The sequence below is a fragment of the Pseudomonas sp. NPDC088322 genome, assembly GCF_044740745.1.
GTDB classification, from domain to species: Bacteria; Pseudomonadota; Gammaproteobacteria; order Pseudomonadales; family Pseudomonadaceae; genus Aquipseudomonas; species Aquipseudomonas shirazensis.
Window position 1 is genome coordinate 149631 of sequence record NZ_JBIURK010000001.1, and the last position, 25384, is coordinate 175014.

20 protein-coding genes are annotated in these 25384 nt (G+C 62.5%); 5 read left to right on the forward strand and 15 right to left on the reverse strand.

Going from position 1 to position 25384, the window contains the following annotated elements; all coding sequences use genetic code 11:
* Window positions 1–231: 231 nt before the first annotated feature.
* Window positions 232–1575, reverse strand: coding sequence for an OprD family porin (locus tag ACIOAU_RS00710; RefSeq protein ID WP_220633153.1), 1344 nt, complete (start codon window positions 1573–1575; stop codon window positions 232–234).
* 348 nt (window positions 1576–1923) lie between these two features.
* Between ACIOAU_RS00710 and ACIOAU_RS00715 the strand changes: the two genes are divergently transcribed.
* The 3 genes from ACIOAU_RS00715 (at window position 1924) to ACIOAU_RS00725 (ending at window position 7697) form a co-directional block, all read left to right on the forward strand.
* The gene (locus tag ACIOAU_RS00715; protein WP_259075705.1) at window positions 1924–3195 is read left to right on the forward strand and encodes a TolC family protein; all 1272 of its coding nucleotides are present in this window, start codon (window positions 1924–1926) and stop codon (window positions 3193–3195) included.
* A gap of 68 nt (window positions 3196–3263) precedes the next feature.
* Window positions 3264–4523, forward strand: a complete 1260-nt coding sequence (locus ACIOAU_RS00720; RefSeq protein WP_150571078.1) for an efflux RND transporter periplasmic adaptor subunit — start codon at window positions 3264–3266, stop codon at window positions 4521–4523.
* A gap of 24 nt (window positions 4524–4547) precedes the next feature.
* Complete coding sequence (locus ACIOAU_RS00725; RefSeq protein ID WP_401179360.1) at window positions 4548–7697, forward strand: efflux RND transporter permease subunit; 3150 nt, start codon at window positions 4548–4550, stop codon at window positions 7695–7697.
* Window positions 7698–7902: 205 nt separating this feature from the next.
* Here the strand turns inward: ACIOAU_RS00725 and ACIOAU_RS00730 are convergent, their stop codons facing one another.
* A complete protein-coding gene (locus tag ACIOAU_RS00730; protein ID WP_101316932.1) occupies window positions 7903–8112 on the reverse strand; it encodes a hypothetical protein in 210 nt (69 codons plus the stop codon).
* A gap of 315 nt (window positions 8113–8427) precedes the next feature.
* Here ACIOAU_RS00730 and ACIOAU_RS00735 point away from each other — a divergent pair, with 315 nt between their 5' ends.
* Window positions 8428–8592 carry a hypothetical protein gene (locus ACIOAU_RS00735; protein WP_178080748.1) on the forward strand — a complete coding sequence of 55 codons (165 nt, stop codon included), beginning with the start codon at window positions 8428–8430 and terminating at the stop codon, window positions 8590–8592.
* Between the two features lie 54 nt (window positions 8593–8646).
* On the opposite strand, the gene ACIOAU_RS00740 is transcribed toward ACIOAU_RS00735, so the two are convergent.
* From ACIOAU_RS00740 to arcD (ACIOAU_RS00770), 7 genes are all read right to left on the reverse strand, one after another.
* Window positions 8647–9504 (reverse strand): SDR family oxidoreductase, encoded by an 858-nt coding sequence (locus tag ACIOAU_RS00740; protein WP_401179364.1) that lies wholly within the window; start codon window positions 9502–9504, stop codon window positions 8647–8649.
* A gap of 100 nt (window positions 9505–9604) precedes the next feature.
* Complete coding sequence (locus ACIOAU_RS00745; protein WP_101316936.1) at window positions 9605–11113, reverse strand: sigma-54-dependent transcriptional regulator; 1509 nt, start codon at window positions 11111–11113, stop codon at window positions 9605–9607.
* A gap of 109 nt (window positions 11114–11222) precedes the next feature.
* The gene (locus ACIOAU_RS00750) at window positions 11223–11591 is read right to left on the reverse strand and encodes a DUF5064 family protein (protein WP_103436212.1); all 369 of its coding nucleotides are present in this window, start codon (window positions 11589–11591) and stop codon (window positions 11223–11225) included.
* 56 nt (window positions 11592–11647) lie between these two features.
* Entirely contained in the window at window positions 11648–12577 is a 930-nt protein-coding gene (arcC, locus tag ACIOAU_RS00755) for a carbamate kinase (protein ID WP_401179369.1), read from the reverse strand.
* 108 nt (window positions 12578–12685) lie between these two features.
* Window positions 12686–13696 (reverse strand): ornithine carbamoyltransferase, encoded by a 1011-nt coding sequence (locus ACIOAU_RS00760; RefSeq protein WP_101316942.1) that lies wholly within the window; start codon window positions 13694–13696, stop codon window positions 12686–12688.
* A 70-nt stretch (window positions 13697–13766) separates the two neighbouring features.
* Window positions 13767–15023 carry an arginine deiminase gene (arcA, locus tag ACIOAU_RS00765; RefSeq protein ID WP_150572047.1) on the reverse strand — a complete coding sequence of 419 codons (1257 nt, stop codon included), beginning with the start codon at window positions 15021–15023 and terminating at the stop codon, window positions 13767–13769.
* Between the two features lie 31 nt (window positions 15024–15054).
* Window positions 15055–16482 carry an arginine-ornithine antiporter gene (arcD, locus tag ACIOAU_RS00770; protein ID WP_101316946.1) on the reverse strand — a complete coding sequence of 476 codons (1428 nt, stop codon included), beginning with the start codon at window positions 16480–16482 and terminating at the stop codon, window positions 15055–15057.
* A gap of 425 nt (window positions 16483–16907) precedes the next feature.
* Here arcD (ACIOAU_RS00770) and arcD (ACIOAU_RS00775) point away from each other — a divergent pair, with 425 nt between their 5' ends.
* Window positions 16908–18335, forward strand: a complete 1428-nt coding sequence (gene arcD / locus ACIOAU_RS00775) for an arginine-ornithine antiporter (protein ID WP_401179374.1) — start codon at window positions 16908–16910, stop codon at window positions 18333–18335.
* Window position 18336: 1 nt separating this feature from the next.
* On the opposite strand, the gene ACIOAU_RS00780 is transcribed toward arcD (ACIOAU_RS00775), so the two are convergent.
* The 6 genes from ACIOAU_RS00780 to gap form a co-directional block, all read right to left on the reverse strand.
* Window positions 18337–18750 (reverse strand): YbaN family protein, encoded by a 414-nt coding sequence (locus ACIOAU_RS00780; RefSeq protein ID WP_103436217.1) that lies wholly within the window; start codon window positions 18748–18750, stop codon window positions 18337–18339.
* Window positions 18751–18802: 52 nt separating this feature from the next.
* The gene (locus ACIOAU_RS00785) at window positions 18803–19411 is read right to left on the reverse strand and encodes a biliverdin-producing heme oxygenase (protein ID WP_150572044.1); all 609 of its coding nucleotides are present in this window, start codon (window positions 19409–19411) and stop codon (window positions 18803–18805) included.
* Between the two features lie 267 nt (window positions 19412–19678).
* Entirely contained in the window at window positions 19679–22255 is a 2577-nt protein-coding gene (locus ACIOAU_RS00790; RefSeq protein ID WP_401179378.1) for a TonB-dependent receptor, read from the reverse strand.
* A 138-nt stretch (window positions 22256–22393) separates the two neighbouring features.
* Window positions 22394–23356: a FecR family protein gene (locus tag ACIOAU_RS00795; protein WP_401179381.1), complete on the reverse strand. Its 963-nt coding sequence runs from the start codon at window positions 23354–23356 to the stop codon at window positions 22394–22396.
* Between the two features lie 93 nt (window positions 23357–23449).
* Window positions 23450–23962: an RNA polymerase sigma factor gene (locus tag ACIOAU_RS00800; RefSeq protein ID WP_101316956.1), complete on the reverse strand. Its 513-nt coding sequence runs from the start codon at window positions 23960–23962 to the stop codon at window positions 23450–23452.
* A gap of 142 nt (window positions 23963–24104) precedes the next feature.
* Window positions 24105–25106, reverse strand: coding sequence for a type I glyceraldehyde-3-phosphate dehydrogenase (gap, locus tag ACIOAU_RS00805; RefSeq protein WP_101316958.1), 1002 nt, complete (start codon window positions 25104–25106; stop codon window positions 24105–24107).
* Window positions 25107–25384: the final 278 nt, after the last annotated feature.

Consider the following 25384-nt stretch of genomic DNA (forward strand, 5'->3'; position numbering starts at 1 on the left):
TGAACCCGCTCCTACAGGGTTTTGCAGCGCAGTCCAATCTGTGGAAGCGGGTTCACCCGCGAAGGCCCGCAGAGCGGCCCGGATGTGGCAGGTGTAAGCCTTGATACGGGTCCATCCGGTATTTGCAGGTGGAGCGTGGCCAAAAAAAAGGCGCCCAGAAGGGCGCCAAAAGATCCACCTTTACCAAAGGAGCGCTTGGCTACTCAAGGTGAATGGGTACAACTTGCGGTATTACAGGATCGACAACGGGTATTCGATTATCAGGCGAACTTCATCCAGGTCCGATTCAAAGGCGGTAGCGCGGGTGTTGGCCTGGCGCATGCGCACTGACAAGTCCTTGGCCGGGCCCGCCTGCACCACGTACTTGACCTCGATGTTGCGCTCCCAGCGTTTCTGCTCGGTGAGCGGGTCGCCGTTGCTGTCAGTACGCAGGTAGAAGCGGTTGGCGTTGCTGTAGTCCGCGCCGCTACCACGGGCATAACGGGTCATGAACGACAGCCCGGGGATCCCATAGCTGGCCATGTCCAGGTCGTAGCGCAGCATCCATGAGCGCTCTTTCGGCGAGTTGAAATCGCTGTACTGGATCGAGTTGTCGACAAAGATCGAATCCGACTGGCGCAGGTAATCGAAATCGTCGTCGCCGTTGTTGCGCTGGTGTGACAGGGCCAACGTATGCGCGCCAAATTGAACGCCTACTTTGGCGCTCCAGATGTTGTTGTTGAATTCGCCCAGGCGCTGTTTGCCTTGATCGACAGCCTTGTAGTAATTGGCACCGCCGATCAACGCCAATTGATCGCTCAACGGATAATTCAGGCTGATGCCGGTGTAGTACTGATTCCACACGTCTTTCAACTGACTGGCATAGGCGCTGACACTGATGGTGTCGTTGACCTGGTAATCACCGCCGCCGTAGCCGATCCACGGTGAGTCCACTGCGCCGCCGTAGAACGTGACGAAGCTGTCATTGAGGTCGCTGGAGACCGGCTGGCTCATTGCATGCAGGCGGCCACCTTGCACGGTCAGGCCATCGATGCTGGTGTTCTCGACGGTGACGCCACGAAAACTCTCTGGCAGCAGCCGCGAATCGCCGGCAGCCACCACTGGCGTCGACGGGAACACATCACCGACTCTGACCGTGGTGTCGAACAGGCGCACCTTGGCCGCAGCGCCGAGTTTGCTGTACTCATCGCGGGCCTCGCCATTGCTGGCGACAGGCAGGATGTCGAAGGAGCTGCGGCCGCCGTTGCGCCCGTCGCCGGTGTCGAGCTTCAGCCCGAGCATGGCAAAGGCGTCGATACCGAAGCCGACTGTACCTTGGGTGAAGCCGGAACTGAAACGGCTGATGATCGCGTGGGCCCAGGCCTCGGAGTAGCCGTTGGTATTGCCCTTGCCGCTGTTGTAAGTGGGCGCTGCCGCGCTGCGATCATCCCGATTGAAATAGAAGTTGCGGTTGAGGACGGTCAGGCTACTGCCTTCGATAAAACCTTCGGCTTGGTCAGCAGCGTTAGCCGAAACTGCATAAGTTGCCGATAACGCGGAACTTGCCGCTACACACAGCGCTAGTTTGACATTCATCCAGAGCTCCCCTGATACGGCAGTTTTTATTAGTGTGCCAATGGCTGTTTTTATGAAATCTGCCTCGGCGGCGCAGGGATATTTGCGCTGGATATATCGTTGCAGTCAGAAGATAACGGCAGGGTAATCCGATCATTACAATTTGGTCATTTGCCTGTTGCCCGACCACGTCAACGGGACGCGCTGGAAAGTTACGCCGCATTCACTTCCTTGCAAAATTGTAATGTTGCCGCCACCGCGCTGATAGCTGCCGTTCATTAGCGTGCCTGCACTTGATTCAACAGGGCTTGGCGGCGGCCGCAGGGTGCTTGCCAGGTTTCAGTGAAATGTGTGCAGAGGACCCTTACCGTGCCCCGGTTCAACCGTTCCACCTTGATCAGCAAGCCAGCCTGGGCGTGCCGGCTGCTGGCTGTCTGCGCGCTGATCGGCGCCGGCCTGCCCGCGCCGGCACTGGCCCAGGGCCTGAGTTTGACCCAGGCCCTGGCCCAGGCCATGGCGGCCAACCCGCAGTTGGCAGCTGCCCGCCAGGAAATCGGCATCGCTCAAGGTGCGCGTGACCAGGCTGGGGTCATGCCCAACCCTGAGCTGTCTTACGAGGTTGAAGACACTGACCGCAACAGCAGCACGACCACGGTCACGCTCAGCCAGGCGCTGGAGCTGGGTGGCAAGCGTGGTGCGCGCATCGAAGCTGCCAGCTACGGCCAGAGCGTCGCCCAGCTGGAGCTGGCGCGTCAGGTCAACAGCCTGCGCGCCGATGTTGTAGAGGCCTTTCATGCCGCGCTGCGCGCGCAGGTCGGGGTCGATCTGGCGCGCCAGTCGCAGCAGCTCGGCGAACGCGGCCTGAAGGTTGTCGATGGCCGGGTGCGGGCGGGCAAGTCGTCGCCGGTCGAGGCGACCCGCGCCCAGGTCGAGCTGGCCGAAGCGCGCCTGCAGTTGCGCCGTGCTGAAACCGAACAGGCCATGGCTTACCAGAACCTGGCCCTGATCAGCGGCAGCGCCACTGCCGATGTTCAGCGGCTGGATGCGCCGAGCCTGTCGCCTGGCTTGCCGCCATCCTCCGTCGACCTGCTGGCCCGGCTCGAGCAGACCGCCGAGATGCGCCATGCGCTTGCCGTGATCGACCAGAGCGATGCCGCGCTTGGCTCGGAAAAGGCCCTGCGCGTGCCCAACCTCACCGTCAGTGTCGGCAGCCAATACGACCGCACCGTGCGCGAGCGGGTCAACGTGGTCGGCCTGTCGATGCCGTTGCCGCTGTTCGATCGCAACCAGGGCAACGTGCTCTCGGCGGCGCGGCGCGCCGATCAGGCGCGCGACCAACGCAACGCGGTCGAGCAGCGGCTGCGCAGTGAAACCCAGACCGCGCTGCTGCAATGGACCCGCGCAATGCACGAGGTCGAGACCTACGAGCAGACCATCCTACCGGCAGCCCAGCAGGCGCTCGACAGCGCCACGCGCGGTTTCGAAATGGGCAAGTTCGGCTTTATCGAAGTGCTCGATGCCCAGCGCACCTTGATCACCGCACGCGGCCAGTACCTCGACTCGCTGGGCGCCGCCAGTGCTGCCCGGGCGCAAGTGGAACGGATCTACGGCGACCTTGATGGTGCCGTTGCCGCGCGTTGAGCGGCCAGACGCTTTATTCGGTACCTGGCGGCTGAGCCCGTCACTGCCCACGATCAGCAGGAGTAGCAATGAACAACACACGCAAGATCGCCCTCGCGGTTGCCGCCGTGGCCGCCCTCGGCCTGGGCAGCCTGCTCTGGAGCTCGAATGCCGAGCAGCACGCCGATGCCCATGGCAAGGATGACGATCATGGCCATGCCGAGACGCAGGCGACGCCAGCCAAAAACTCAGGTGAGGATGATCACGACCACCAGGAAGGCGCTGAAGACGAGCACGCCGAAGCAGGCCATGGAGAAGAGGAGGGCAAGCTGACCCTCAGTGCCGAGCAGATCAAGGCTGCGGGCATCGTCCTCGCCCCTGCAGGGCCACGCCAGCTCGGCACCGTGGTGAGCTTCCCGGGTGAAATCCGCTTCGACGAAGACCGCACCGCGCACGTGGTACCGCGGGTGCCTGGCGTGGTCGAAAGCGTGCAGGCCAATCTCGGCCAGGCGGTGCGCAAGGGCCAGGTGCTGGCGGTGATCGCCAGCCAGCAGATCTCCGACCTGCGCAGCGAACAGCAGGCCGCCCAGCGCCGACTGGAGCTTGCCCGGCTGACCTTCACCCGCGAACAACAGTTGTGGCAGGACAAGATTTCTGCCGAGCAGGACTACCTGCAGGCGCGCCAGGCCCTGCAAGAGGCTGAGATTGCCCAGGCCAATGCCCGCCAGAAAATCGCCGCAATCGGCTCTGCCATCGGGGCCGCCGGCGGCAACCGCTACGAACTGCGAGCACCGTTCGATGCAGTGGTGGTGGAGAAGCACCTGAGCGTCGGCGAAGTGGTCAGCGAGGCCACCAACGCGTTCATTCTGTCTGACCTCAGCCAGGTCTGGGCGACGTTTGCGGTGCCGCCCAGTGACTTGAACAAGGTCACCACCGGCCGCGCGGTCAAGGTGTCCTCGCCAGACATGAATGCCGAAGTCGACGGCAAGGTCGGCTATGTCGGCAGCCTGCTCGGTGAGCAGAACCGCGCGGCGACCGTGCGCGTCACCCTGACCAATCCCGAGGGCGCCTGGCGCCCGGGCCTGTTCGTGAATATCGCGGTCACGGCGCAGTCGGCCCAGGTCGCCGTGGCCGTGCCCGAGTCGGCCGTGCAAACCCTCGAAGCACAGCCTGCGGTATTCGTGCGCAGCGTCGACGGCTTCGAGGCGCACCCGGTCAGCCTTGGTCGGCGTGACGGCGGTTATGTGGAAATCACCACGGGCCTGCAGGCCGGTGTCGAGGTCGCTGCCAGTGGCAGTTTCACGCTCAAGTCGGAGCTGGGCAAGGCCACTGCCGAGCACAGCCACTGATGCGCCGCGAAAGGAAGATTGCCCATGTTTGAACGTCTTATCAGATTCGCCATCGAGCAGCGTATCGTGGTCATGATCTCGGTGCTGATCATGGCTGCGGTCGGGGTCTACAGCTACCAGAAGCTGCCCATCGATGCGGTCCCGGACATCACCAACGTCCAGGTCCAGATCAACACTGCCGCGCCAGGCTACTCACCGCTGGAAACCGAGCAGCGCATTACCTTTGCCGTGGAAACGGCCATGGCCGGCCTGCCGGGGCTGCTGCAGACCCGCTCGCTGTCGCGCTCGGGCCTGTCGCAGGTCACGGTGATTTTCAAGGACGGCACCGACATCTTCTTCGCCCGGCAGCTGGTCAACGAGCGTCTGCAGGTGGCCAAGGCGCAATTGCCGCAAGGCGTCGAGGCGATCATGGGCCCGGTATCGACCGGGCTCGGCGAGATTTTCCTGTGGACCGTCGAGACCGAGCCTGGCGCGTTGAAGGAAGACGGTACGCCCTACACCCCGACCGACCTGCGGGTGATCCAGGACTGGATCATCAAGCCGCAGTTGCGCAACGTGCCCGGGGTTGCCGAAATCAACACCATTGGCGGCTACGCCAAGCAGTATCAAATTGCGCCCGATCCCAAGCGCCTGGCTGCCTACAAACTGACCTTGAATGATTTGCTGACTGCCCTGGAAAGCAACAATGGCAACGTTGGCGCCGGCTACATCGAGCGCAGTGGCGAGCAATTGCTGATCCGCGCACCTGGCCAGGTGGGCACTGTCGATGACATCGCCAACATCGTCATCAGCAGCGTTGGCGGCGCGCCGATCCGCGTCAGCAATGTCGCCGAAGTCAGCATCGGCAAGGAACTGCGCTCCGGCGCTGCCACCGAGAACGGCCGTGAGGTGGTGCTCGGCACCGTGTTCATGCTGATCAACGAGAACAGCCGCAGCGTGTCGCAAGCGGTTGCCAGCAAGCTCGCCGAGATCAACCGCACGCTGCCCAAGGGCGTGGTGGCGGTCACCGTCTATGACCGCACCAATCTGGTCGAAAAAGCCATTGCCACGGTCAAGAAGAACCTGATCGAAGGGGCGATCCTGGTCATCGTGATTCTGTTCCTGTTCCTCGGCAATATCCGCGCGGCGTTGATCACGGCGATGGTGATCCCGCTGTCGATGCTGTTCACCTTCACCGGCATGTTCAACAACAAGGTCAGCGCCAACCTGATGAGCCTGGGCGCGCTGGACTTCGGCATCATTGTCGACGGCGCGGTGGTGATCGTGGAAAACGCCATCCGGCGTCTGGCCCATGCCCAGCACAAGCACGGGCGCATGCTGAGCAAGACCGAGCGTTTCCATGAGGTGTTCGCGGCGGCCCGTGAGGCGCGCCGGCCGTTGATCTTCGGCCAGCTGATCATCATGGTGGTGTACCTGCCGATCTTCGCCCTCACCGGGGTCGAGGGCAAGATGTTCCACCCGATGGCCTTCACCGTGGTGCTGGCGCTGCTCGGCGCGATGATCCTGTCGGTGACGTTCGTGCCTGCCGCGATTGCCATGTTCGTCACCGGCAAGGTCAAGGAAGAGGAAGGCGTGGTCATGCGCACCGCGCGCCAGGGTTACCAGCCGGTGCTGCGCTGGGTGCTGGAGCATCGCCGGTTTGCCTTCGCCGGGGCGTTCATCGTGGTACTGCTCAGCGGCGTGCTGGCGACGCGCATGGGCAGCGAGTTCATCCCCAGCCTGAGCGAGGGCGATCTGGCCTTGCAGGCGTTGCGTGTGCCGGGCACCAGCCTGACCCAGTCGGTCGACATGCAGCAGCGTCTGGAAAAAGCCATCATCGAGCAGGTCCCAGAGGTGGAACGGATATTTGCCCGTACCGGCACCGCCGAGATCGCCTCCGACCCGATGCCGCCGAACATCTCCGATGCCTACATCATGCTCAAGCCGCAGAGTCAGTGGCCCGACCCGAGCCTGTCGCGGGAGGCATTGATCGCCCAGGTGCAGAAGGCAGCCGCCAGCGTGCCGGGCAGCAACTATGAGCTGTCGCAGCCGATTCAGTTGCGTTTCAACGAGCTGATCTCCGGTGTGCGCAGTGATGTTGCGGTAAAGGTCTTCGGCGATGACATGGATGTGCTCAACCGCACTGCGGCCAAGATCGCCACGGCGTTGCAGGGCGTGCCGGGTGCGTCCGAGGTCAAGGTCGAACAGACCACCGGCTTGCCGGTACTGACCATCAATATCGACCGCGACAAGGCTGCACGTTACGGCCTGAGCATGGGCGCTGTGCAGGACGCCATCGCCATCGCGGTAGGTGGCCGTGAGGCTGGCACCTTGTATGAAGGCGACCGCCGTTTCGACATGGTGGTGCGCCTCTCGGAGACCTTGCGCACCGACGTTGCCGGGCTGTCCAGCCTGTTGATTCCGGTGCCGGCAAGCGCCGCCAGCGGGGCCCAGCAGATTGGCTTCATCGCCCTGTCGCAGGTGGCCAGCCTGGACCTGCAGTTGGGGCCCAACCAGATCAGCCGCGAGAACGGCAAGCGCCTGGTGGTGGTCAGCGCCAACGTGCGCGGGCGTGACCTTGGCTCGTTCGTCGCGCAGGCCAGCGAGACCCTGGCCAGCACGGTCGCCATCCCGGCAGGTTACTGGACCAGCTGGGGCGGCCAGTTCGAGCAGTTGCAGTCGGCGGCCAAGCGCTTGCAGATCGTGGTGCCGGTGGCCTTGCTGTTGGTCATGACCTTGCTGTTCCTGATGTTCAACAACCTCAAGGACGGCTTGCTGGTGTTCACCGGGATTCCCTTTGCCCTGACCGGCGGGGTGGTGGCGCTGTGGCTGCGTGATATCCCGCTGTCGATTTCGGCTGGGGTGGGCTTTATTGCCTTGTCCGGGGTCGCGGTGCTCAACGGGCTGGTAATGATCGCGTTTATCCGTGGCCTGCGCGAGGAGGGTCGCAGTGTCAGGCTGGCCGTGGATGAAGGTGCGCTGACCCGGTTGCGACCGGTGTTGATGACGGCGTTGGTGGCGTCGCTCGGCTTCATCCCGATGGCCTTGGCCACCGGCACCGGCGCTGAGGTGCAACGGCCGCTGGCGACCGTGGTGATTGGCGGGATTCTGTCGTCTACGGCGTTGACGCTGCTGGTGTTGCCGGCGCTGTATCACTGGGTGCATCGGCGTGATGATGAGGTAGAGCAGGCTTGAAGTAGTTGCCCAAGAAAAAACCCACAATGCAGATTGTGGGTTTTTTTATTGAAGATTGAATAGAGCGGGGCCGCTGCGCGGCCTTCGCGGGTGAACCCGCTCCCACAGGGTTGTGAGTTAACTTATCAACCTGTGGGAGCGGGTTCACCGGGACGCCGGACCGCCGCGAAGGGTCGCGCAGCGGCCCCGTTATTGGTATGACAACTTACTTACTTTCAGTGCGCGGCTGTTTCTGCTGTTGCGCAACTTTTTGTTTGTCATCCTGCTGCAACGACTTGCTATCCCAAAGTCGTGCCTGTTCAGTCCGAAAATCCTTATTGAATTGCTTGGCGCGCTCATGCCCGCCTTCAGCATATGCGGTGCCGGTCATTCCAATCAGCAGGCTGGCCATGGCCATGCACTTCAGCAGTTTCATAATTAACCTCGCTATCGTCAACCTGCCGGGAGCGGCGGTTTCTCTCGCATGCAGGTTAACCAGGCGAAGTTAACGCGAGGGTGAGTGGGCCATTACAGTTTGGTTAGGTTGGCGCACTCATAACGGCACCGAGTAATCGGCGCGCTAAAGATTACGGTAGCGTTAGTCGAATTCAATTTTTGAACGTTCATTGCCTGACCATTCGTCTTGTTTTGATAAAAATAGGGCACGATCTCTAACCGTTTTTCTCCCAATAGGTAGATGACGCGGTTCTGCGGTATCGCCCGACTACAGCAAAGGCTAGGAGAAAAATGTATGCACAACCCCGCCGATAAACAACACCAGCAACAAACACCGAGCAAGTCCGCCGGAGAAGCCGAGCGCGACAACGATGCACTCCGGCCAGACGGCTCGACGGGCACCGAGCATGATTCGACCGCGCAGAAAACTGCACGTCAGGAAGACCAGCAGCGCAAGTAAAAATGAAAAAGCGGCGCGCATCTCTCGGGATGCGCGCCGCTTTTTTTGCGGGGTTTACAGGATGGGCTTACCGCCGGTCACGCCATAGCGCGAACCGGAAATGTAGCTGGCCTCATCCGAGCCCAGCAGCACGTAGATCGGGGCGACTTCGATCGGCTGGCCAGGGCGGCCCATCGGCGTTTGCGTACCGAATTCGCTGACCTCTTCGACCGGCATGGTCGCCGGGATCAATGGTGTCCAGATCGGGCCAGGTGCGACGCTGTTGACGCGAATGCCCTTGCTTCCAAGCATCTGCGCCAACCCGGCGGTGAAGTTGGCGATCGCACCTTTGGTCGTCGCGTACGGCAGCAGTGTCGGCTTGGGCGAATCGGAGTTGATCGAGCTGGTGTTGATGATCGAACTGCCCTTGGCCATCGACGGCAGCGCTCTCTGGCAGATGCGGAACATGGCAGTGATGTTCACATCGAAGGTCATCACCCACTCGTCATCGGTGATGTCTTCGAGGTTTTCGTGGGACATCTGGAACGCGGCATTGTTGATCAGGATGTCGATGCGGCCAAACTTCTCCACCGTCTTGTCGACAATTTCGTAGCACACCGCCTTGTGCGCCAGATCGCCTGGCAGCAGCAGGCACTGGCGGCCAGCCTGTTCGACCCAACGGGCAGTTTCCTGGGCGTCTTCGTGTTCATTCAGATAAGCGATGGCAACGTCGGCGCCTTCACGGGCATAGGCAATCGCCACGGCGCGGCCGATGCCGCTGTCGCCGCCAGTGATCAGGGCAATCTTGCCCTGCAGGCGGCCATTGCCTTTGTAGCTGTGTTCGCCGCAATCGGGGAGCGGTTGCATCTTCTGCTGCTCGCCGGGTACGTCCTGCGGTTGTGCCGGAAACGGTGGCGTAGGGTAATCGCGCATGGTCGGTACTCCTGTTGAGATGAAAGGCTCCTGTTATTGGAAGGAGCTCATCCGCGGGAGTTGGAGTGCATGCGCGGTCAACGCGACCAGTGGTCAAGCCTCAGGGTTTGGCGGGGATCCCGTACTTGCGCAGACGCTGAGCAATCGCAGTATGTGAGGTATTCAGCCGTGCTGCCAGCTGCCGGGTCGAGGGATAGCTGGGGTACAGGCGCTGCAACAGCTCACGCTCGAAATCGCCAACTGCCTGCTCAAGGCTGGCCACCTCGGTGTCCTGGCCTCGGCGCACCGCGGTGCCGGCGATGTCCAGGTCGCCAATGTCGACCAGGTCGCTGTCGCAGATGGCCGCAGCGCGGAAGATCACGTTCTGCAATTGGCGCACGTTGCCCGGCCACGGGTTGGCCAGCAACGCTGCATGGGTGCCTGGGGCGAGCTGGCAGGTCGGGCGCTGGATCTGCGTGCAGGCCTGCTGCATGAAATAGTGCGCCAGCAGCAGAATGTCCTGGCCGCGCTCGCGCAGCGGCGGCACTTGCAGGTTGAGCACGTTGAGGCGGTAGAACAGGTCCTCGCGAAAGCTGCCCTCGCTGACCATGCGTTCGAGGTCACGGTGGGTGGCGCTGATGATGCGTACATCGACCTTGACCTCGCGATCGCCACCGACCCGGCGAAAGCTGCCGTCGTTGAGAAAACGCAGCAGCTTGGCCTGCAGGTACGGCGACATCTCGCCGATTTCGTCGAGAAACACCGTACCCTGGTTGGCCAGCTCCATCAGCCCCGGCTTGCCACCGCGCTGCGCGCCGGTAAACGCGCCCGGGGCATAGCCGAACAGTTCGCTCTCGGCCAGGCTCTCGGGCAATGCGGCGCAGTTGAGAGCCAGAAACGGCGCGCCCTGACGGCTGCTCAGGGCATGGCTGGCGCGGGCCACCAGCTCCTTGCCGGTGCCGGTTTCGCCATGCACCAGTAACGGCGCATCCAGCGCCGCCACACGCAGGGCACGGGCCTTGAGGGTGCGAATGGCTGGCGAGTCGCCGAGCAGCGCATCGAAGCCTTCGGCGTGATCATGGTGCAGCGCCGACAAGCGCTCCCCCATACGCTTGGGCGGGTACAGCGTCAGCAGGCCGCCGGCATGGGTGATCGGCGTGGCATCCAGGAGCAGGCTGTGGCCGTCGAACTGCATCTCGCGCATCGGCAGGTGGAAGTTGTTGTCCAGCAGCGCCTGCAGCAGCGCCGGGTCCTTGAACAGCTCGCCAACCGAGCGCCCAGCCGACTCGCGCCCGCACAGGGCGATCAGCGCCGGGTTGGCCAGCAACACCTTGCCGGCGCTGTCGACGGCCAGCACCGGGTCGCTCATGGCTGCCAGCAAGGCATCCAGCTGCAGGTGTCGGCGCTGGCCGGGGAGGATGTCGACCACTTCCACCGATTGCACGCCGTGCACTTCCAGCAGGGCATCGTGCAGTTCTTCGAGCACCGCCGGGCTGAGGGTCGGGGCGTCGATGTAGACGTTTGGCGGGACCATCTCCACGGCGTCCAGGTTGAGATGGCGGGCACCGAGCAGGGCCAGGACTTCCTGGGTGATGCCGACGCGGTCGATGAAGCTGACGTGAATGCGCATGGGGAGCGTACAAGGCTGTGGCCGCAGAGGCGCTCAGTATGCCGCGCCCGCCTCAGGCTTCAAGCCTTGTGCATCAACAAAACTGCCGGCGGTACTGTCGCCGTAGAGGCTATTCCAGATGCTCAGGCTTGACGCAGTCGCCGGATTTGACCGCGAGCTTCTGGCGGATGTCTTCAAACATCAGGTCATAGATTTTGTGCGACGAGCCCATGCTCTCGAATTTTTTCGGCTGCGGCATGTAGCTCTGGGCCTTGCGCGTGGCGATGCTGAGAAAGCTCGGCAGGACCTGATCCTTGGCCAGAAAGAACGTTTCCTCAACCGGCTTGCCTTCGATGCTGCCGTGCATACGAAACTGGATGCCGGCGCCGTCCTTGGGGTCCGTGGCCACTTCGTAGTTGATGTTGAGGTCGTAGCTGTGATCCTGGTTGTGCAGCGCCATGCGCTCGATATGCACGTGACCTGGCTCGAACTTGGCCATGATAGCTCCTCGCAAAGGTGTGAAAACGGCGGGCGACCGGCACCCGCCAACTGCAATCAACGGTAGCTTATTCCAGGCTTGGCGGTGGATACCCGAGTGCCGGCGGTGCCTTTGACGATCTCTTCGATGTCGGCCAGCGAGCCAATCACCGCGACCTTGCCGGTGTTGCGGGCGAAGTCGCAGGCAGCCTGCACCTTGGGTCCCATCGAGCCTGCGGCAAAGCCAAGCCGCTCCAGTTCATCCGGGTGAGCCTGGGCAATCGCCTTCTGCGTGGGCTTGTTGAAGTCGACATACGCGGCGTCGACGTCAGTGGCGATGACCAGCAGATCAGCGTCCAGCTGTTCAGCCAGCAGGGCCGAACACAGGTCCTTGTCGATCACCGCTTCGATGCCTTTGAGCTTGCGGTTTTCATCGTACATGGTGGGGATGCCGCCGCCACCGGCACAGATCACGATGCTGCGTTTTTCCAGCAACCATTTGATCGGACGGATTTCGAAGATGCGCTTGGGTTTCGGGCTGGCGACTACCCGGCGGTATTTATCGCCGTCAGGCTTGACCACCCAGCCCTTGTCCTTGGCCAGACGCTCGGCGTCCTCCTTGCTGTAGACCGGGCCGATGAACTTGGTCGGATCCTTGAAGGCCGGGTCGTTGGCGTCGACTTCGACCTGGGTGAGCAGAGTGGCGAACGGCACTTCGAAGTCGAGCAGGTTGCCCAGCTCCTGTTCGATCATGTAGCCGATCATGCCTTCGGTTTCAGCGCCAAGCACGTCCAATGGGTAGGCTTCGTCCGGCTTGTAGGCCTGGGCCTGCAGCGACAGCAAACCGACCTGCGGACCGTTGCCGTGGGCGATGACCAGTTCATTGCCGGGGTGGATCTTGGCGATCTGTTCGGTGGCGGTGCGGATGTTGCTTCGCTGATTGTCAGCGGTCAGAGGCTCGCCTCGGCGGAGCAGGGCGTTGCCGCCCAGTGCAACAACGATACGCATGGTGAAGTGTCCTTTGGCAGAGAGGAGCAGACGGCGTGGCCGCTGCGAGTGAACCTGCTGACAAGCAGCAATTCACCCAGCAGCGGCCACGCCAGCCCAGCGAGTCGGTCAGAGATCGGCCAGGGTCGAGACCAGGATCGCCTTGATCGTGTGCATGCGGTTTTCCGCCTGCTCGAAGGCAATGCAGGCCGGCGACTCGAACACGTCGTCGGTCACTTCGATACCGTTGGCCAGGTGCGGGTACTGCTCGGCGATCTGCTTGCCGACCTTGGTGTCGGAGTTGTGGAACGCCGGCAGGCAGTGCATGAACTTGGCCCGCGGGTTGCCGGTGGCCTTCATCAGCTCGGCGTTGACCTGATACGGCAGCAGTTGCTGAATGCGTTCGCCCCAGGCTTCGACTGGCTCGCCCATCGATACCCAGACGTCGGTATGGACGAAATCGACGCCTTTGACCGCCGCTTTCGGGTCTTCGGTGAGGGTGATGCGCGCGCCGCTTTCTTCGGCGTATTTGTGGCAGCGTTCGACCAGATCATCGTGCGGCCACAGCGCCTTGGGCGCGGCAATGCGCACGTCCATGCCGAGTTTGGCGCCGATCAGCAGCAGCGAGTTGCCCATGTTGTTGCGGGCGTCGCCCAGGTAGGCGTAGCTGATGTCGTGGATCGGCTTGTCGCTGTTTTCGCGCATGGTCAGCACGTCGGCGATCATCTGGGTAGGGTGGTATTCATCGGTCAGGCCGTTGAACACCGGTACCCCGGCAAACTTGGCCAGCTCCTCAACGATCTCCTGCTTGAAGCCGCGGTACTCGATGGCGTCGTACATGCGCCCGAGCACCCGTGCGGTGTCCTTCATGCTTTCCTTGTGACCGATCTGCGACGAATTGGGGTCGATGTAGGTGACGTTGGCGCCTTGGTCGTAGGCGGCCACTTCGAACGCGCAGCGGGTACGGGTCGAGGTCTTTTCGAAGATCAGGGCAATGTTGTTGCCCTTCAGGTGCTGCTGCTCGGTGCCGGTGTACTTGGCGCGCTTGAGGTCGCGGGACAGGTCGAGCAGGTAGCGCAGCTCGCGCGTGGTGTGATGTTCCAGGCTGAGCAGGTTGCGGTTGTGGATGTTGAACGCCATGACAGTTCTCCTTGGATTCGGTGAGGTACCCGGCCGGCGCCTGGTGAGCGCGGCCGGGGTGCTGGCTATTTCAGTAATCGATAGGGTCGCGGATGATCGGGCAGGTCATGCAGTGGCCGCCGCCACGGCCACGGCCGAGTTCGCCGGCACTGATGGTGATGACCTCGACCCCGGCCTTGCGCAGCAGGGTATTGGTATAGGTATTGCGGTCGTAGCCGATGACCACGCCAGGCTCGAGCGCGACCACGTTGTTGCCGTCATCCCACTGCTCGCGCTCGGCGGCAAAGGCGTTACCGCCGGTTTCCACCACGCGCAGCTCTTTCAGGTTGAGCGACTCGGCGACCACTTCGATGAAGCTCTTGTGCTCGCGGCGCACGTCCAGGCCATACGGCTTGCTGCTGTCCTGACGGATCACGAACGGCACGATCTCTTTGACTACTTCCGGGAAGACCGTGACCAGGTCGCGGTCGCAGAAGCTGAACACGGTGTCCAGGTGCATCGCCGCGCGCGATTTGGGCAGGCCGGCGACCACTACTTTTTCTACCGCGCCCTTGGCGAACAGCGACTGCGCCAGTTGGCCGATGGCCTGGCGCGAAGTGCGCTCACCCATGCCGATCAAGACCACGCCATTGCCGATCGGCATCACGTCGCCGCCTTCCAGGGTGGCCTTGCCGTGGTCCTGGTCAGGGTCGCCGTACCAGATTTCGAACTCGGCGTTGGTGAACTGTGGGTGGAATTTGTAGATGGCGGTGGTCAGCAGGGTTTCCTGACGGCGCGCTGGCCAGTACATCGGGTTCAGCGTGACGCCGCCGTAGATCCAGCAGGTGGTGTCGCGGGTGAACTGGGTGTTGGGCAGCGGGTCGAGGAGGAAGCTGGAGTGACCGAGGTAGTCGCGGTACATCTTGATCACGCTGGCGCCTTCGCTTTCAGGCAGGTCTTCGCCGGCCACGCCGCCAATCAGAAACTCAGCCAGACGGCGCGGCTCCATGCCTTCGAGCCAGCTGCGCACTTCGTTGGTCAGGCCCAGGCCGACGGTGTCGGCGGTGATCTTGCGGTCGAGGATCCACTTCAGAGCTTCAGGGATCTGCACGGTCTCGGTCAGCAGGTTGTGCATTTCCAGCACTTCGATGCCGCGCTCGCGCATCTTGGTAACGAAGTCGAAGTGGTCGCGCTTGGCCTGGTTGACCCAGATCACATCGTCGAACAGCAGGTCGTCGCAGTTGCTTGGGGTCAGCCGCTGGTGTGCCAGGCCTGGGGAGCAGACCATCACTTTGCGCAGTTTGCCGGCTTCGGAATGGACGCCGTACTTGAGGTTTTCGGTGGACATGGTGATTGCCTCCATGATGCAGATTCGGTGATTAAAGGGTCAGGAAACCGTCATACAGGCCGTAGGCCGCCACCAGCGCGCCGACGACTACTGCGGCGAAGATCAGCTTCTCCATGCTGGTGAAGATCGGTTGCCCCAGTTCACGCTTGGCCTTGGCGAACAGGATCGCCCCAGGCGCATACAGCAGCGCCGACAGCAGCAGGTACTTCATGCCGCCGGCATACAGCAGCCAGATCGCGTAGAGCAGGGCGATGGCGCCGATCAGCAGGTCCTTGCGCCGCTCACCGGGTGCTTGTTCGTAGGTTTCGCCGCGCAGCGCCATGAGAAAGCCGTAGGCCGCTGACCACAGGTAGGGCACCAGGATCATCGAGGTGGCGAGGTAGATCAGTGACAGGTAGGTGCTGGCCGAGAACAGGGTGATGATCAGGAACACCTGCACCATCGCGTTTGTCAGCCAAAGGGCGTTGGTCGGGACATGGTTGGCGTTTTCGCGGCGCAGGAACTCCGGCATGGTGTGGTCCTTGGCCGCCGCGAACATGATCTCGGCGCACAGCAGCACCCACGACAGCAACGCCCCGAGCAGCGAGATGATCAGGCCGACGCTGATCAGCACCGCGCCCCAGTGGCCGACCACATGCTCAAGCACTGCCGCCATCGACGGGTTCTGCAGCTTGGCCAGTTCCGGTTGGGTCATCACGCCCATCGACAGCACGTTGATCAGCACCAGGAACAGCAGCACGGTGATAAAGCCGATTACCGTGGCCTTGCCGACGTCGGCGCGTTTTTCTGCGCGGGAGGAGAAGATGCTCGCGCCCTCGATGCCGATGAACACCCACACGGTGACCAGCATCATGTTGCGCACCTGGTTCATCACGCTGCCCAGGTCCGGCGAGCCGACCGCCCAGATGTCGGCGGTGATCACGTCGAGCTTGAACGCGAACAGGCAGATCAGCGCGAACAAGGCCAGCGGCACCACCTTGGCGATGGTCGTCACCAGGTTGATGAAGGCGGCTTCCTTGATCCCGCGCAGCACCAGAAAATGCACGGCCCAGAGCAGGATCGAGGCGCCGATCACCGCCGCCGGCGTGTTGCCTTCGCCAAATACCGGGAAGAAATAACCGAGCGTGCTGAACAACAGCACGAAGTAACCGACGTTGCCCAGCCAGGCACTGATCCAGTAACCCCAGGCTGAGGAAAAGCCCATGTAGTCACCAAATCCAGCCTTGGCGTAGGCATACACGCCACCGTCCAGATCGGGCTTGCGATTGGCCAGGGTCTGGAATACGAACGCCAGGGTCAACATGCCTACTGCGGTAATTGCCCAGCCAATCAATACCGCGCCAACACCGGCACTGGCGGCCATGTTTTGCGGCAGGGAAAATATCCCGCCACCAATCATCGAGCCGACCACAAGTGCGACCAGTGCGCCGAGTTTAAGTTTTTCGGGAGAATCAGACATTTAACGACTCCGTACCAGGAGAAAGTTGACGTCATGGTAAACCTGACGCCGCCGGCATTCGCTGATGTAGATCAGTTCATGGCAACGTAAGGCCTGGGCCAGACGTGTCTCCTGGAGTGTGCCGACCGCTCTGCTGCAGGCCTTTGCACCGGCAACTCCATGTCTAGGTAGAGTAAACACTCTGTTCTGCCTGCGATGTTTCAAACTAGCCGCTTTTACTGGATAGGCAAATTTTCAGCGTAAATTAAAATTATTACTGCAGAGGCTATAGTTGCCCGGCAGCCTCTCACTGGCGCACAGGATCGCCTATAGACAGTGTTGCTATTAGTGCTATAGCGTTTAAGGGTGACAGCGCATATACAGCGCTATTTATATGGGCTCAAAAGTTTTGCGTGCAGATGACATCAACCAACGGTGGGCGCCCAATGAGCGAGCCTGGAAATAAACTGCGACTCGGTGCATTGATTGCGCTGGTAGTGGGTTCGATGATTGGTGGCGGAATCTTTTCGCTGCCGCAGAACATGGCCGCCCGCGCCGACGCCGGCGCTGTGTTGATCGGCTGGGGCATCACCGCCGTAGGCATGCTGGCGCTGGCGTTCGTGTTCCAGACCCTGGCCAACCGCAAACCCGAACTCGACTCGGGGGTGTATGCCTACGCCAAGGCCGGCTTTGGCGACTACATGGGTTTCTCTTCGGCGTGGGGCTACTGGATCAGCGCCTGGCTGGGCAACGTCGGCTACTTCGTACTGCTGTTCAGCACCCTGGGGTTTTATTTCCCGATGTTCGGCGAGGGCAATACGCCGGTGGCGATCGGCTGCGCCTCGGTGTTGCTCTGGTGCGTGCACTTTGTGGTGCTGCGTGGGATCAAGGAAGCCGCGTTCATCAACCTGATCACTACCGTGGCCAAGGTAGTGCCACTGCTGATTTTCATCGTGATTGCCGCCGTGGCGTTTCGTGCCGAAGTCTTCACCCGCGACCTCTGGGGCGCGAGCAACCCGCAGTTCGGCAGCGTCATGGAGCAGGTCCGCAACATGATGCTGGTGACCGTGTTCGTGTTTATCGGCATCGAGGGCGCGAGCGTGTACTCGGCGCGGGCCCAGCGCCGTTCAGACGTGGGCAAGGCGACCGTGATCGGCTTTCTCGGCGTGCTCGCCTTGCTGGTGCTGGTCAACGTGCTGTCGCTTGGGGTGATGACCCAGCCGGAGCTGGCGGGGTTGCAGAACCCGTCGCTGGCAGCGGTGCTGGAGCATATCGTCGGCCCATGGGGCGCGCTGCTGATCAGCCTTGGCCTGGCGGTGTCACTGCTGGGCGCGCTGCTGTCGTGGGCACTGTTGTGTGCAGAGATCCTCTACGCCACGGCCAAGGACAAGACCATGCCGCGTTTTCTCACCGTCGAGAACGCCAATCACGTGCCGGCCAACGCGCTGTGGCTGACCAACTGCATGATCCAGGGCTTTTTGCTGATCACGCTGTTTTCGGCAGGCACCTACACCAGCCTGATCTATCTGGCGTCGTCGATGATTCTGGTGCCGTACCTGTGGTCGGCGGCCTATGCGGTGCTGCTGGCGCTGCGCGGTGAAGGCTATGCCGAGCAAGCCGGGCTGCGCCGCAAGGACCTGGTGGTGGCCGGCCTGGCGCTGGTCTACGCGATCTGGCTGTTGTACGCCGGCGGGCTCAAGTACCTGCTGCTGTCGGCGTTGCTGTATGCGCCAGGGGTGATTCTGTTTGCAAGGGCCAAGCACGAGCAGGGCCAGGCGCTCTTCACCGGCTGGGAAAAGCTGATTTTCGCTGCGGTGCTGGCAGGTGCAGGCGTGGCCGCGTATGCGCTGTACGCGGGGTTGTTGACGCTCTAGCTCAGCCGGCGTTGCAGTTGGAGGCTGCGGGCTGAACGCGCTCCGGGCGTGACCAGATCCACAGGTTGCCCAGGCTCATGCCGGCGATGGCCAGAAACACCGGCCAACGGTGCTCGAGAAAGGTCAGCATCAGGCAGGCGCAAATCAGCATGCTCACGGTGGCGCTGATTTTCGCCCGGCGCTGGATCACCCGGCCGTTGCGCCAGTTGTGCAGGATCGGCCCGAACAGCCGATGGTTCTCCAGCCAGGCGCTCAGCCGCGGCGAGCTGCGCGTCGCGGCCCAGGCTGCAAGCAGAATGAACTCGGTGGTCGGCAGGCCCGGAATGACAATCGCCACCAAGCCGATCCCCAGGCTCACATAAGCCAGGATCGCGTACAGCAGGCGGGTCAGTTTCGAGCGGGCAAGTTGGGTCATGGTCTCACTGCAAAAACGGCCGGCCACCACCGCGGTGACCGGGTAAAGCGTATCAGGCCGGCGCGACTTCTGCCGCGTAGGCATGCTTGAGCAACTCGGTGAAGCGCTCGAAGGCGGCGACTGCAGCACGCTCGGCGGCTGCGTCTTCTTCAGCCGACAGCTCCAGGCCGTCGAGGATGCGCGTGAACTGTTTCCAGCCTTCGGCACGGCCACCGGCCGGCTCACCCAGGTGACGTGCGCCAAAGCTGTCGGACAGCTCCAGTGCCACTGCACGCTTGATCAAAAAAGCGGCGCCCAGTTTGGAGCCTTCGGAGACGAAGATCCAGCCCAGTGCCTCGCCCAGGCTCGGCGCCTGCAACGCGCCAGCCACGGGCGCCGGCACTGCGGTATCGAGATCGGCCAGGTCCAGGCGAGCCTGATCGGCGCGGCAGCGTGCGGCCAGGTCGGGCACGATAGCGATCAGTTGTGGGTCGTTGTACAGCGCCTGCAGCTCGGACTGAAACAGGTACTGGGCGACCACGAAGCGGGCAAAGTTGTCACGGTTGGCAAACGGCGCGTGGGCTTTGACCAGTGCGTCGAGCTCGGTGTGTGGGGCGTTGGTCGCTTGATTCAGGCGTTGCGAGCGCAGCAGCGGGCGCTCGGCGTTGGCGGCGTTGGTCATGGTGGATCCTTGGAAAAAGGGCGGTCTGTTACGAGACGAACAAGCGGGCTGAACACAGTAAAAATTCATGCTCAATAGTCCTGGCAGCGCAGGTCCATGTAGGAGCGGCCTCGTGTCGCGAAAGGCGCGCGTAGCGGGCCCAGGATCTGCGCAGCACCACAGAATGCCGGGGCCGCTACGCGACCCTTTCGCGACACAAGGCCGCTCCTACAGGGAACGCGGCGCCCGCCAGATATCAGTTTCGCCGGGGCATCGCGCTGGCGCAGGTCAGATATCCCAGATGACGTTCACGGCAAAATTGCGCCCGGGCATGGTCAGGCGGTCGAGGTTGGCCGGCTGGGTCACCGCCGCTTCGCCCTGGCCGTCGTAGCCACGCACCGAATCCCACTGCCAGTACTTCTTGTTGGTCAGGTTGTACAGCCCGGCGTTGACGGTGACGTCGTCGGTGACTTTGTAGAAACCGCTCAAGTCGAGCACGCCGTAGCCCGGGCTGCGGAACTGGGTGCTGGCGCCGTCCGGGGCGAAGAAGGCGCTGTCGTCGACGCGGGTCTTGCGTTTGACCAAAGTCCAGCTGAGCAGGGCGCCATAGTCGGCCTGGTCATAACCGAGACCAAACACGCCGGTCAGCGGGTTGACGCTGTTGATCGGCTGGCCATTGTCATCGTTGCGACCGTTGGCATAGGCAATCGAGGTCTGGCCATACAGGCCCTGCGGTGCGCCAAAGTGGTCGAGGTTCAAGCGGCCTTTGAACTCGGCGCCCTTGATGGTGGCGTGCTTGATGTTGCTGGCCTGGAAGGTGGTGCCGAGGTTGGCCGACTGCACGGCGTCTTCGTTGATGAAATCCCGGTACTTGTTGTAGAACACCGCGACATCGAAGTTACCTGCGGCAAAGTTGCCGCGCAGGCCGGTTTCATAGCTCTTGCTTTTTTCCGGCTCCAGGCCCGGATTGCCCTCTACCCGGTAGCCCACAATCGGGTTGTCGAAGCGCCCGTACATCGACTTGGCCGTCGGCGTGCGGAAGCCTTCGGCGTACTGGCCGTACCAGGTGTAGTTGTCGTCAAAGGCGTAGGTCACGCCCAGCTTGGGCGACAGGCGATGCCACTTCTTGTCCGAGTCGTCGATTGCAGTCGGAGCAACGCCGGTGCCCTGAATACCACGCAGGAAGGCGTCGGTCATCTCCGGTCGCATGCGCGTGTAGTCGTAGCGCGCGCCGGGCAGGAAGGTCCAGCTGTTCCAGCGGATTTCGTCCTGGGCGAACAGGCTGTAGGTGTCGACGGTCGGGTCGGGGAAGTCGCTGACCAGCACTTGGCCATCGCTGGCTTGGCCTACTGCCGTGCAGCTGCCGCCGACGTTCAGGCAGGTGCCGCTGCCGCTGCGCGTACCGGTGACTTCTTCGTGCTTGAGGGTGGTGCCGTAGGTCAGCAGATGGTCGGTCTGGCCGATGCTGAAGGACTTGTCCAACTGCCCGTCGAATACCCACTGGCGGTCCTTGTAGGTGGTCTTGCGATCACGCGCTACCTGGCGGCCCGAGGCGACATACAGCTCTTCGGTGCGCTGGTCGGTCTTGGCGATCTGGTAGTTCAGGCTCCACTTGGCGCGGTCGGCGAACAGGCTGTCGAGGCCGAATTCGTGATTGATGCCAAAGCGCTCGCGGGTAACCGTGTCATTGCCCTGGCGCTCGCGGTACGAGTTCATCGGGCCACGCCCTGGAATGAATGGCCCGCCCACGGCACTGAGGATGTTCTGGTCGCGATCATCCTTGTAGTTTTCGTAGGTAAAGCCCAGCCGCGCATCGTCGGCGTAGTTCCAGCCGGCCTTGGCCAGCACGTTGGTGGTGCGCACGTCTTCCGGGTTGGCCGCGGTGCGATCGAGGCCGGTGCCGTTGTGCTCGCCATAGGACTCGGTCTCATGGCCGTTACGCTGGCTCAGGTGCAGCAGGCCATCGACGTCGCCCTGGCGGCCGGCGATGGTGGCCGAGGTCAGCCAGCTTTCGTCAGCCGAGCTGTAGCCGGTCTTCAAGCGTGCGCCGAAGTCCTTGCCCGGTTTGATGATGTCGTCCGCGTCGAGGGTGAAGTAGCTGACCGCGCCACCGATGGCGTTGCTGCCGTACAGCACCGAAGCCGGGCCACGCAGTATCTCTACGCGCTTGACGATTTCCGGGTCGACATAATTGCGTTGGGTCTGCGCGTAGGGGCCGTAGAAGAAACTGTCGGGGATCGACACTCCGTCGATCTGGGTCAGGATCCGTTCACCGTCGATGCCGCGGATGTTGTAGCCGTTGAGGCCGCTGCGCTGGCCGGTGCCGCCAACCGAAACACCCGGCTCGTAACGCACCAATTGCTGGATATCGTTGACGTTCTGTCGATCCAGCTGCTCGCGGGACTGCACAGTGACGGTGCTCGGTACCTGGCTGACATCCTGGGCGCTGCGGGTGGCGCTGACGGTCAGTTGCTGCAGGGCAATCACACTGCTGGCCGACTGGCGTTCAAGCACCACGTTGCCGTTACCGATCTTGCGGTAGCTCAGCCCGGTGCCTTGCAGCAAACGCTGCAGCGCAGGCTCGGCTGGCAGCGAGCCCTGGACGCCGGGCGATGAGATACCCTCGGCGACCTCGGCGCTGAAGCCGACCTGCCAGCCGGTAACCTGGCTGAAGGCGTTGATGGCCGCAACCAGCGGTTGTTGGCTGATGCTGAAGCGGTAATCGCCCATGCGCGGGCTGCTGGCCTGGGCCGGCTCTGCGGCCAGGGCCGGCAGGCTGACGGCGCCACTGGCGATCAGGGCCAAGGTCAGCAGAGACAGCTGCCCCAGGCGGCGGGGTGACGGGCGGAGTTGAGCTGTGGACATCGAAAGCGCTCCCAGACGCGCGAACTGTTATAGGTGATGCTTGTTCTTGTTTAAAAACAAGAATCAGTTGCATTGGCTATAACGAGACGTGTTGTGGGTAGCGATCGCGTAAAAATAATTCAGGCGGCAGTCAGCGATTCAGTTGAGGATCACCAGCGCCGGGTATTCATGCAGCCTGGCTGAGGTGATCTGGGCCAGCGCGCGCAAGGTTTCCAGCGGTTGGTCGAGGCGGTAGTTACCAGTCACGGCAACCTGCTCGAGCGCGCCGTTGCGGCTGATGATCCAGCCCGGATAGTAACGGCGCACCTCGGCCAGCACTTCGCTCAGCGGGCAGTTCTCGAACACCAGGCGGCCCTCGACCCAGGCCAGATCCTGGCGCATATCGGGGCGGCTGGGCTGGCCAAAACCCTGCGGGCCAACGCTGATGCTGTCACCGGCGCGCAGGCGAATGTGCTGATCACTGGCAGCGTGCAGGTCAACATCGCCGCGCTGCACGCGGACCTGCGCCTGGCCATCCAGGTAGCGCACGGCAAAGTCGGTGTCGCGGACCTGCGCACGCATCGGCCCGGCCTGCACCTCAAGCGCCTGCTCACCGGCACGGCTTACCTGAAAATACGCCTCGCCTTGCAGCAGGCGGGCCACTGGCTGGCCGTCGCGCACATCGCTGGCAAACGCCGAGTCGGTGTTGAGCAGGACCTTGGTGCCGTCGTCTAGCTGCAGCCGCTGGCGCTCGCCGACCACGGTCAGGTGATCGGCCTGCAGGCGCACCGGCAGGTTGCCGAAGGTGAACAGGCCGACCAGCAGCACGGCTGCGCTGGCCAGTGGCTTCCAGTGGCGGCGCAGGCGAGCCGCTGGGGTTTTGCGCTGGGCCTGATGCATCTGCCCGGCGGCCTGACGCAGGGGCACACCGTTCCACACCGCTTCGGCCTCGACATAGGCCTCGGCGTTTTCCGGCGCAGCGCTCAGCCAGACCTCGAAGGCTGCGGTGTCTGCTGCGCTGGCGCATTGCAGGCGCAGCAGCCAGTCCAGTGCCTCGTCCATGGCACGCGCGCGGGCATCGGGCCCGGCAGGTGTCGGGCGTGGGCTGGGGCTGTCGGTCACGAAGGGTCCTTGCTTGGGGGATTTTGCCGAATGATCGGGGCTGCAACGGGCCAAGGCAAGCGCTTTACCGATCCTGGCGGGCCAGCGGTCGGCTTACTTGAGCCGCTCGGCCACACCCATGCAGATGGCCATGATCAGTTTCAGTTCCTTTTGCACCGTGCTCGCCGAAACCTGCAACTGCTCGGCAATCTCCAGGTAGCTGGCGCCGTGCAGGCGGCTGAGGATGAAGATGCGCTGCTGGCGCGTGCTCAGTTGGCCAAGGCTGACACTCAGGTGCTTGAGCAACTGCTCGGCGTGGGCTGCGTCCTCGCTGCTGCTGGTGGGGGCGGCGACGTTGTGCAGGACTTGCTCGGGTACATCCTCGACCAGCGTGCGCGCTTGTACGCGGCGGGCGCGCAGGTGATCCAGGGCCAGGTTGCGGGCAGTCTGGAACACGAACGGCTCAAGGTGTTCGACCGGCCGTTCGCCGAGGGCGCGGGTTACCCGCAGGTAGGTTTCCTGGAGCAGGTCTTCAGCGGTACTGGGGTTGCCCACCATGCCTTGCAGCGTGCGCAGCAGGCTGAGGCGTTGGGTTAGGAAGACGATATTGAAGCGTGACTGACTCACGGGGCGACCTGGCCGATACGGAGGTTAATGATAATGCTTATCATCACCTGTATTGGTCAAGCGTTAAAACTGATCCCTTGCGAGGCGTATGTCCGGCCCGAGCAGGCAGCGCAATGTCTGCGCTGCTGCTGGGCGAGCCAGCTTACTGCGCGTTGTGCAGCGCCAGGCAGTTGTCGAGCATGCGGTTGGAGAAGCCCCACTCGTTGTCATACCAGGCCAGCACCTTGAGCATGCGACCGTTGCTGCGGGTGTGGTTGGCATCGAAGATCGACGACAGAGGGTTGTGGTTGAAGTCGCATGACACCAGCGGCAGGGCGTTGTAACCCAGGACCCGCGAATGGCGGCTGGCTTCGAGGAACAGCTGGTTGACCTGCTCGGCGCTGGCTTCGCGCTTGAGGTTGACGGTCAGGTCCACCAGCGACACATTGATCACCGGCACGCGCACGGCCATGCCGGTCAGCTTGCCCGCCAGTTCCGGCAGCACCAGGCCGACCGCTTCGGCGGCGCCGGTCTTGCTCGGGATCATCGACTGGGTGGCCGAACGCGCCCGGTATGGGTCGCTGTGGTACACGTCGGTCAGGACCTGATCGTTGGTGTAGGCGTGAATGGTAGTCATCAAACCCTGCTCGATGCCGAACTCGCGGTGCAGCACCTGGGCAATCGGCGCCAGGCAGTTGGTGGTGCAGGAGGCGCTGGAGATGATCTGGTGCGAGGCACGCAGCACATCATGGTTGACCCCGTAGACGATGGTGGCGTCAACGCCCTTGCCCGGCGCCGAAATGATCACCTTGCCGGCGCCGGCGCTCAAATGTGCTGCAGCCTTGGCGCGGTCGGTGAACAGCCCGGTGCATTCGAACACGACGTCGATGGCTTCGGCCTTCCACGGCAGCTCGGCCGGATTACGGATGGCGCTGACCGCGATGCGGTCGCCGTTGACGGTCAGGCTTTCATGATCGGCCTCGACCTGTGCATCGAAAATGCCGTGGACGCTGTCGTACTTGAGCAGGTGGGCGTTCATCGCGCTGTCGCCCAGATCGTTGATGGCGACGACCTGCAGGTCTTGCCGGTAGCCTTGGGTATACAGTGCGCGCAGGACGTTGCGCCCGATACGGCCGAATCCGTTGATGGCGATGCGTAGGGTCATGGTAATACCTCTGGCAGTCGGGTGAAGGCTGTGGCACAAGGCCTGTTGCCGTGGAGCACGCATTCACTGAAACGATTTTGTTATTGGAATTACAAGATTATGCGTTATGGGATAGAAAACAAGCCCTTTTGATGGCAGTATTTTGTGTAAACATACAACGAGTGGTCGGGCGAGCTACTTCCACGTTGCACCAGGCAGGTTTCACTTGAGCCTAGGTCGCAATCGGGGGGAGGGGAAATCCCGCTTCAGATCACCCTTACCGTCAGCCTGGAGTTCAG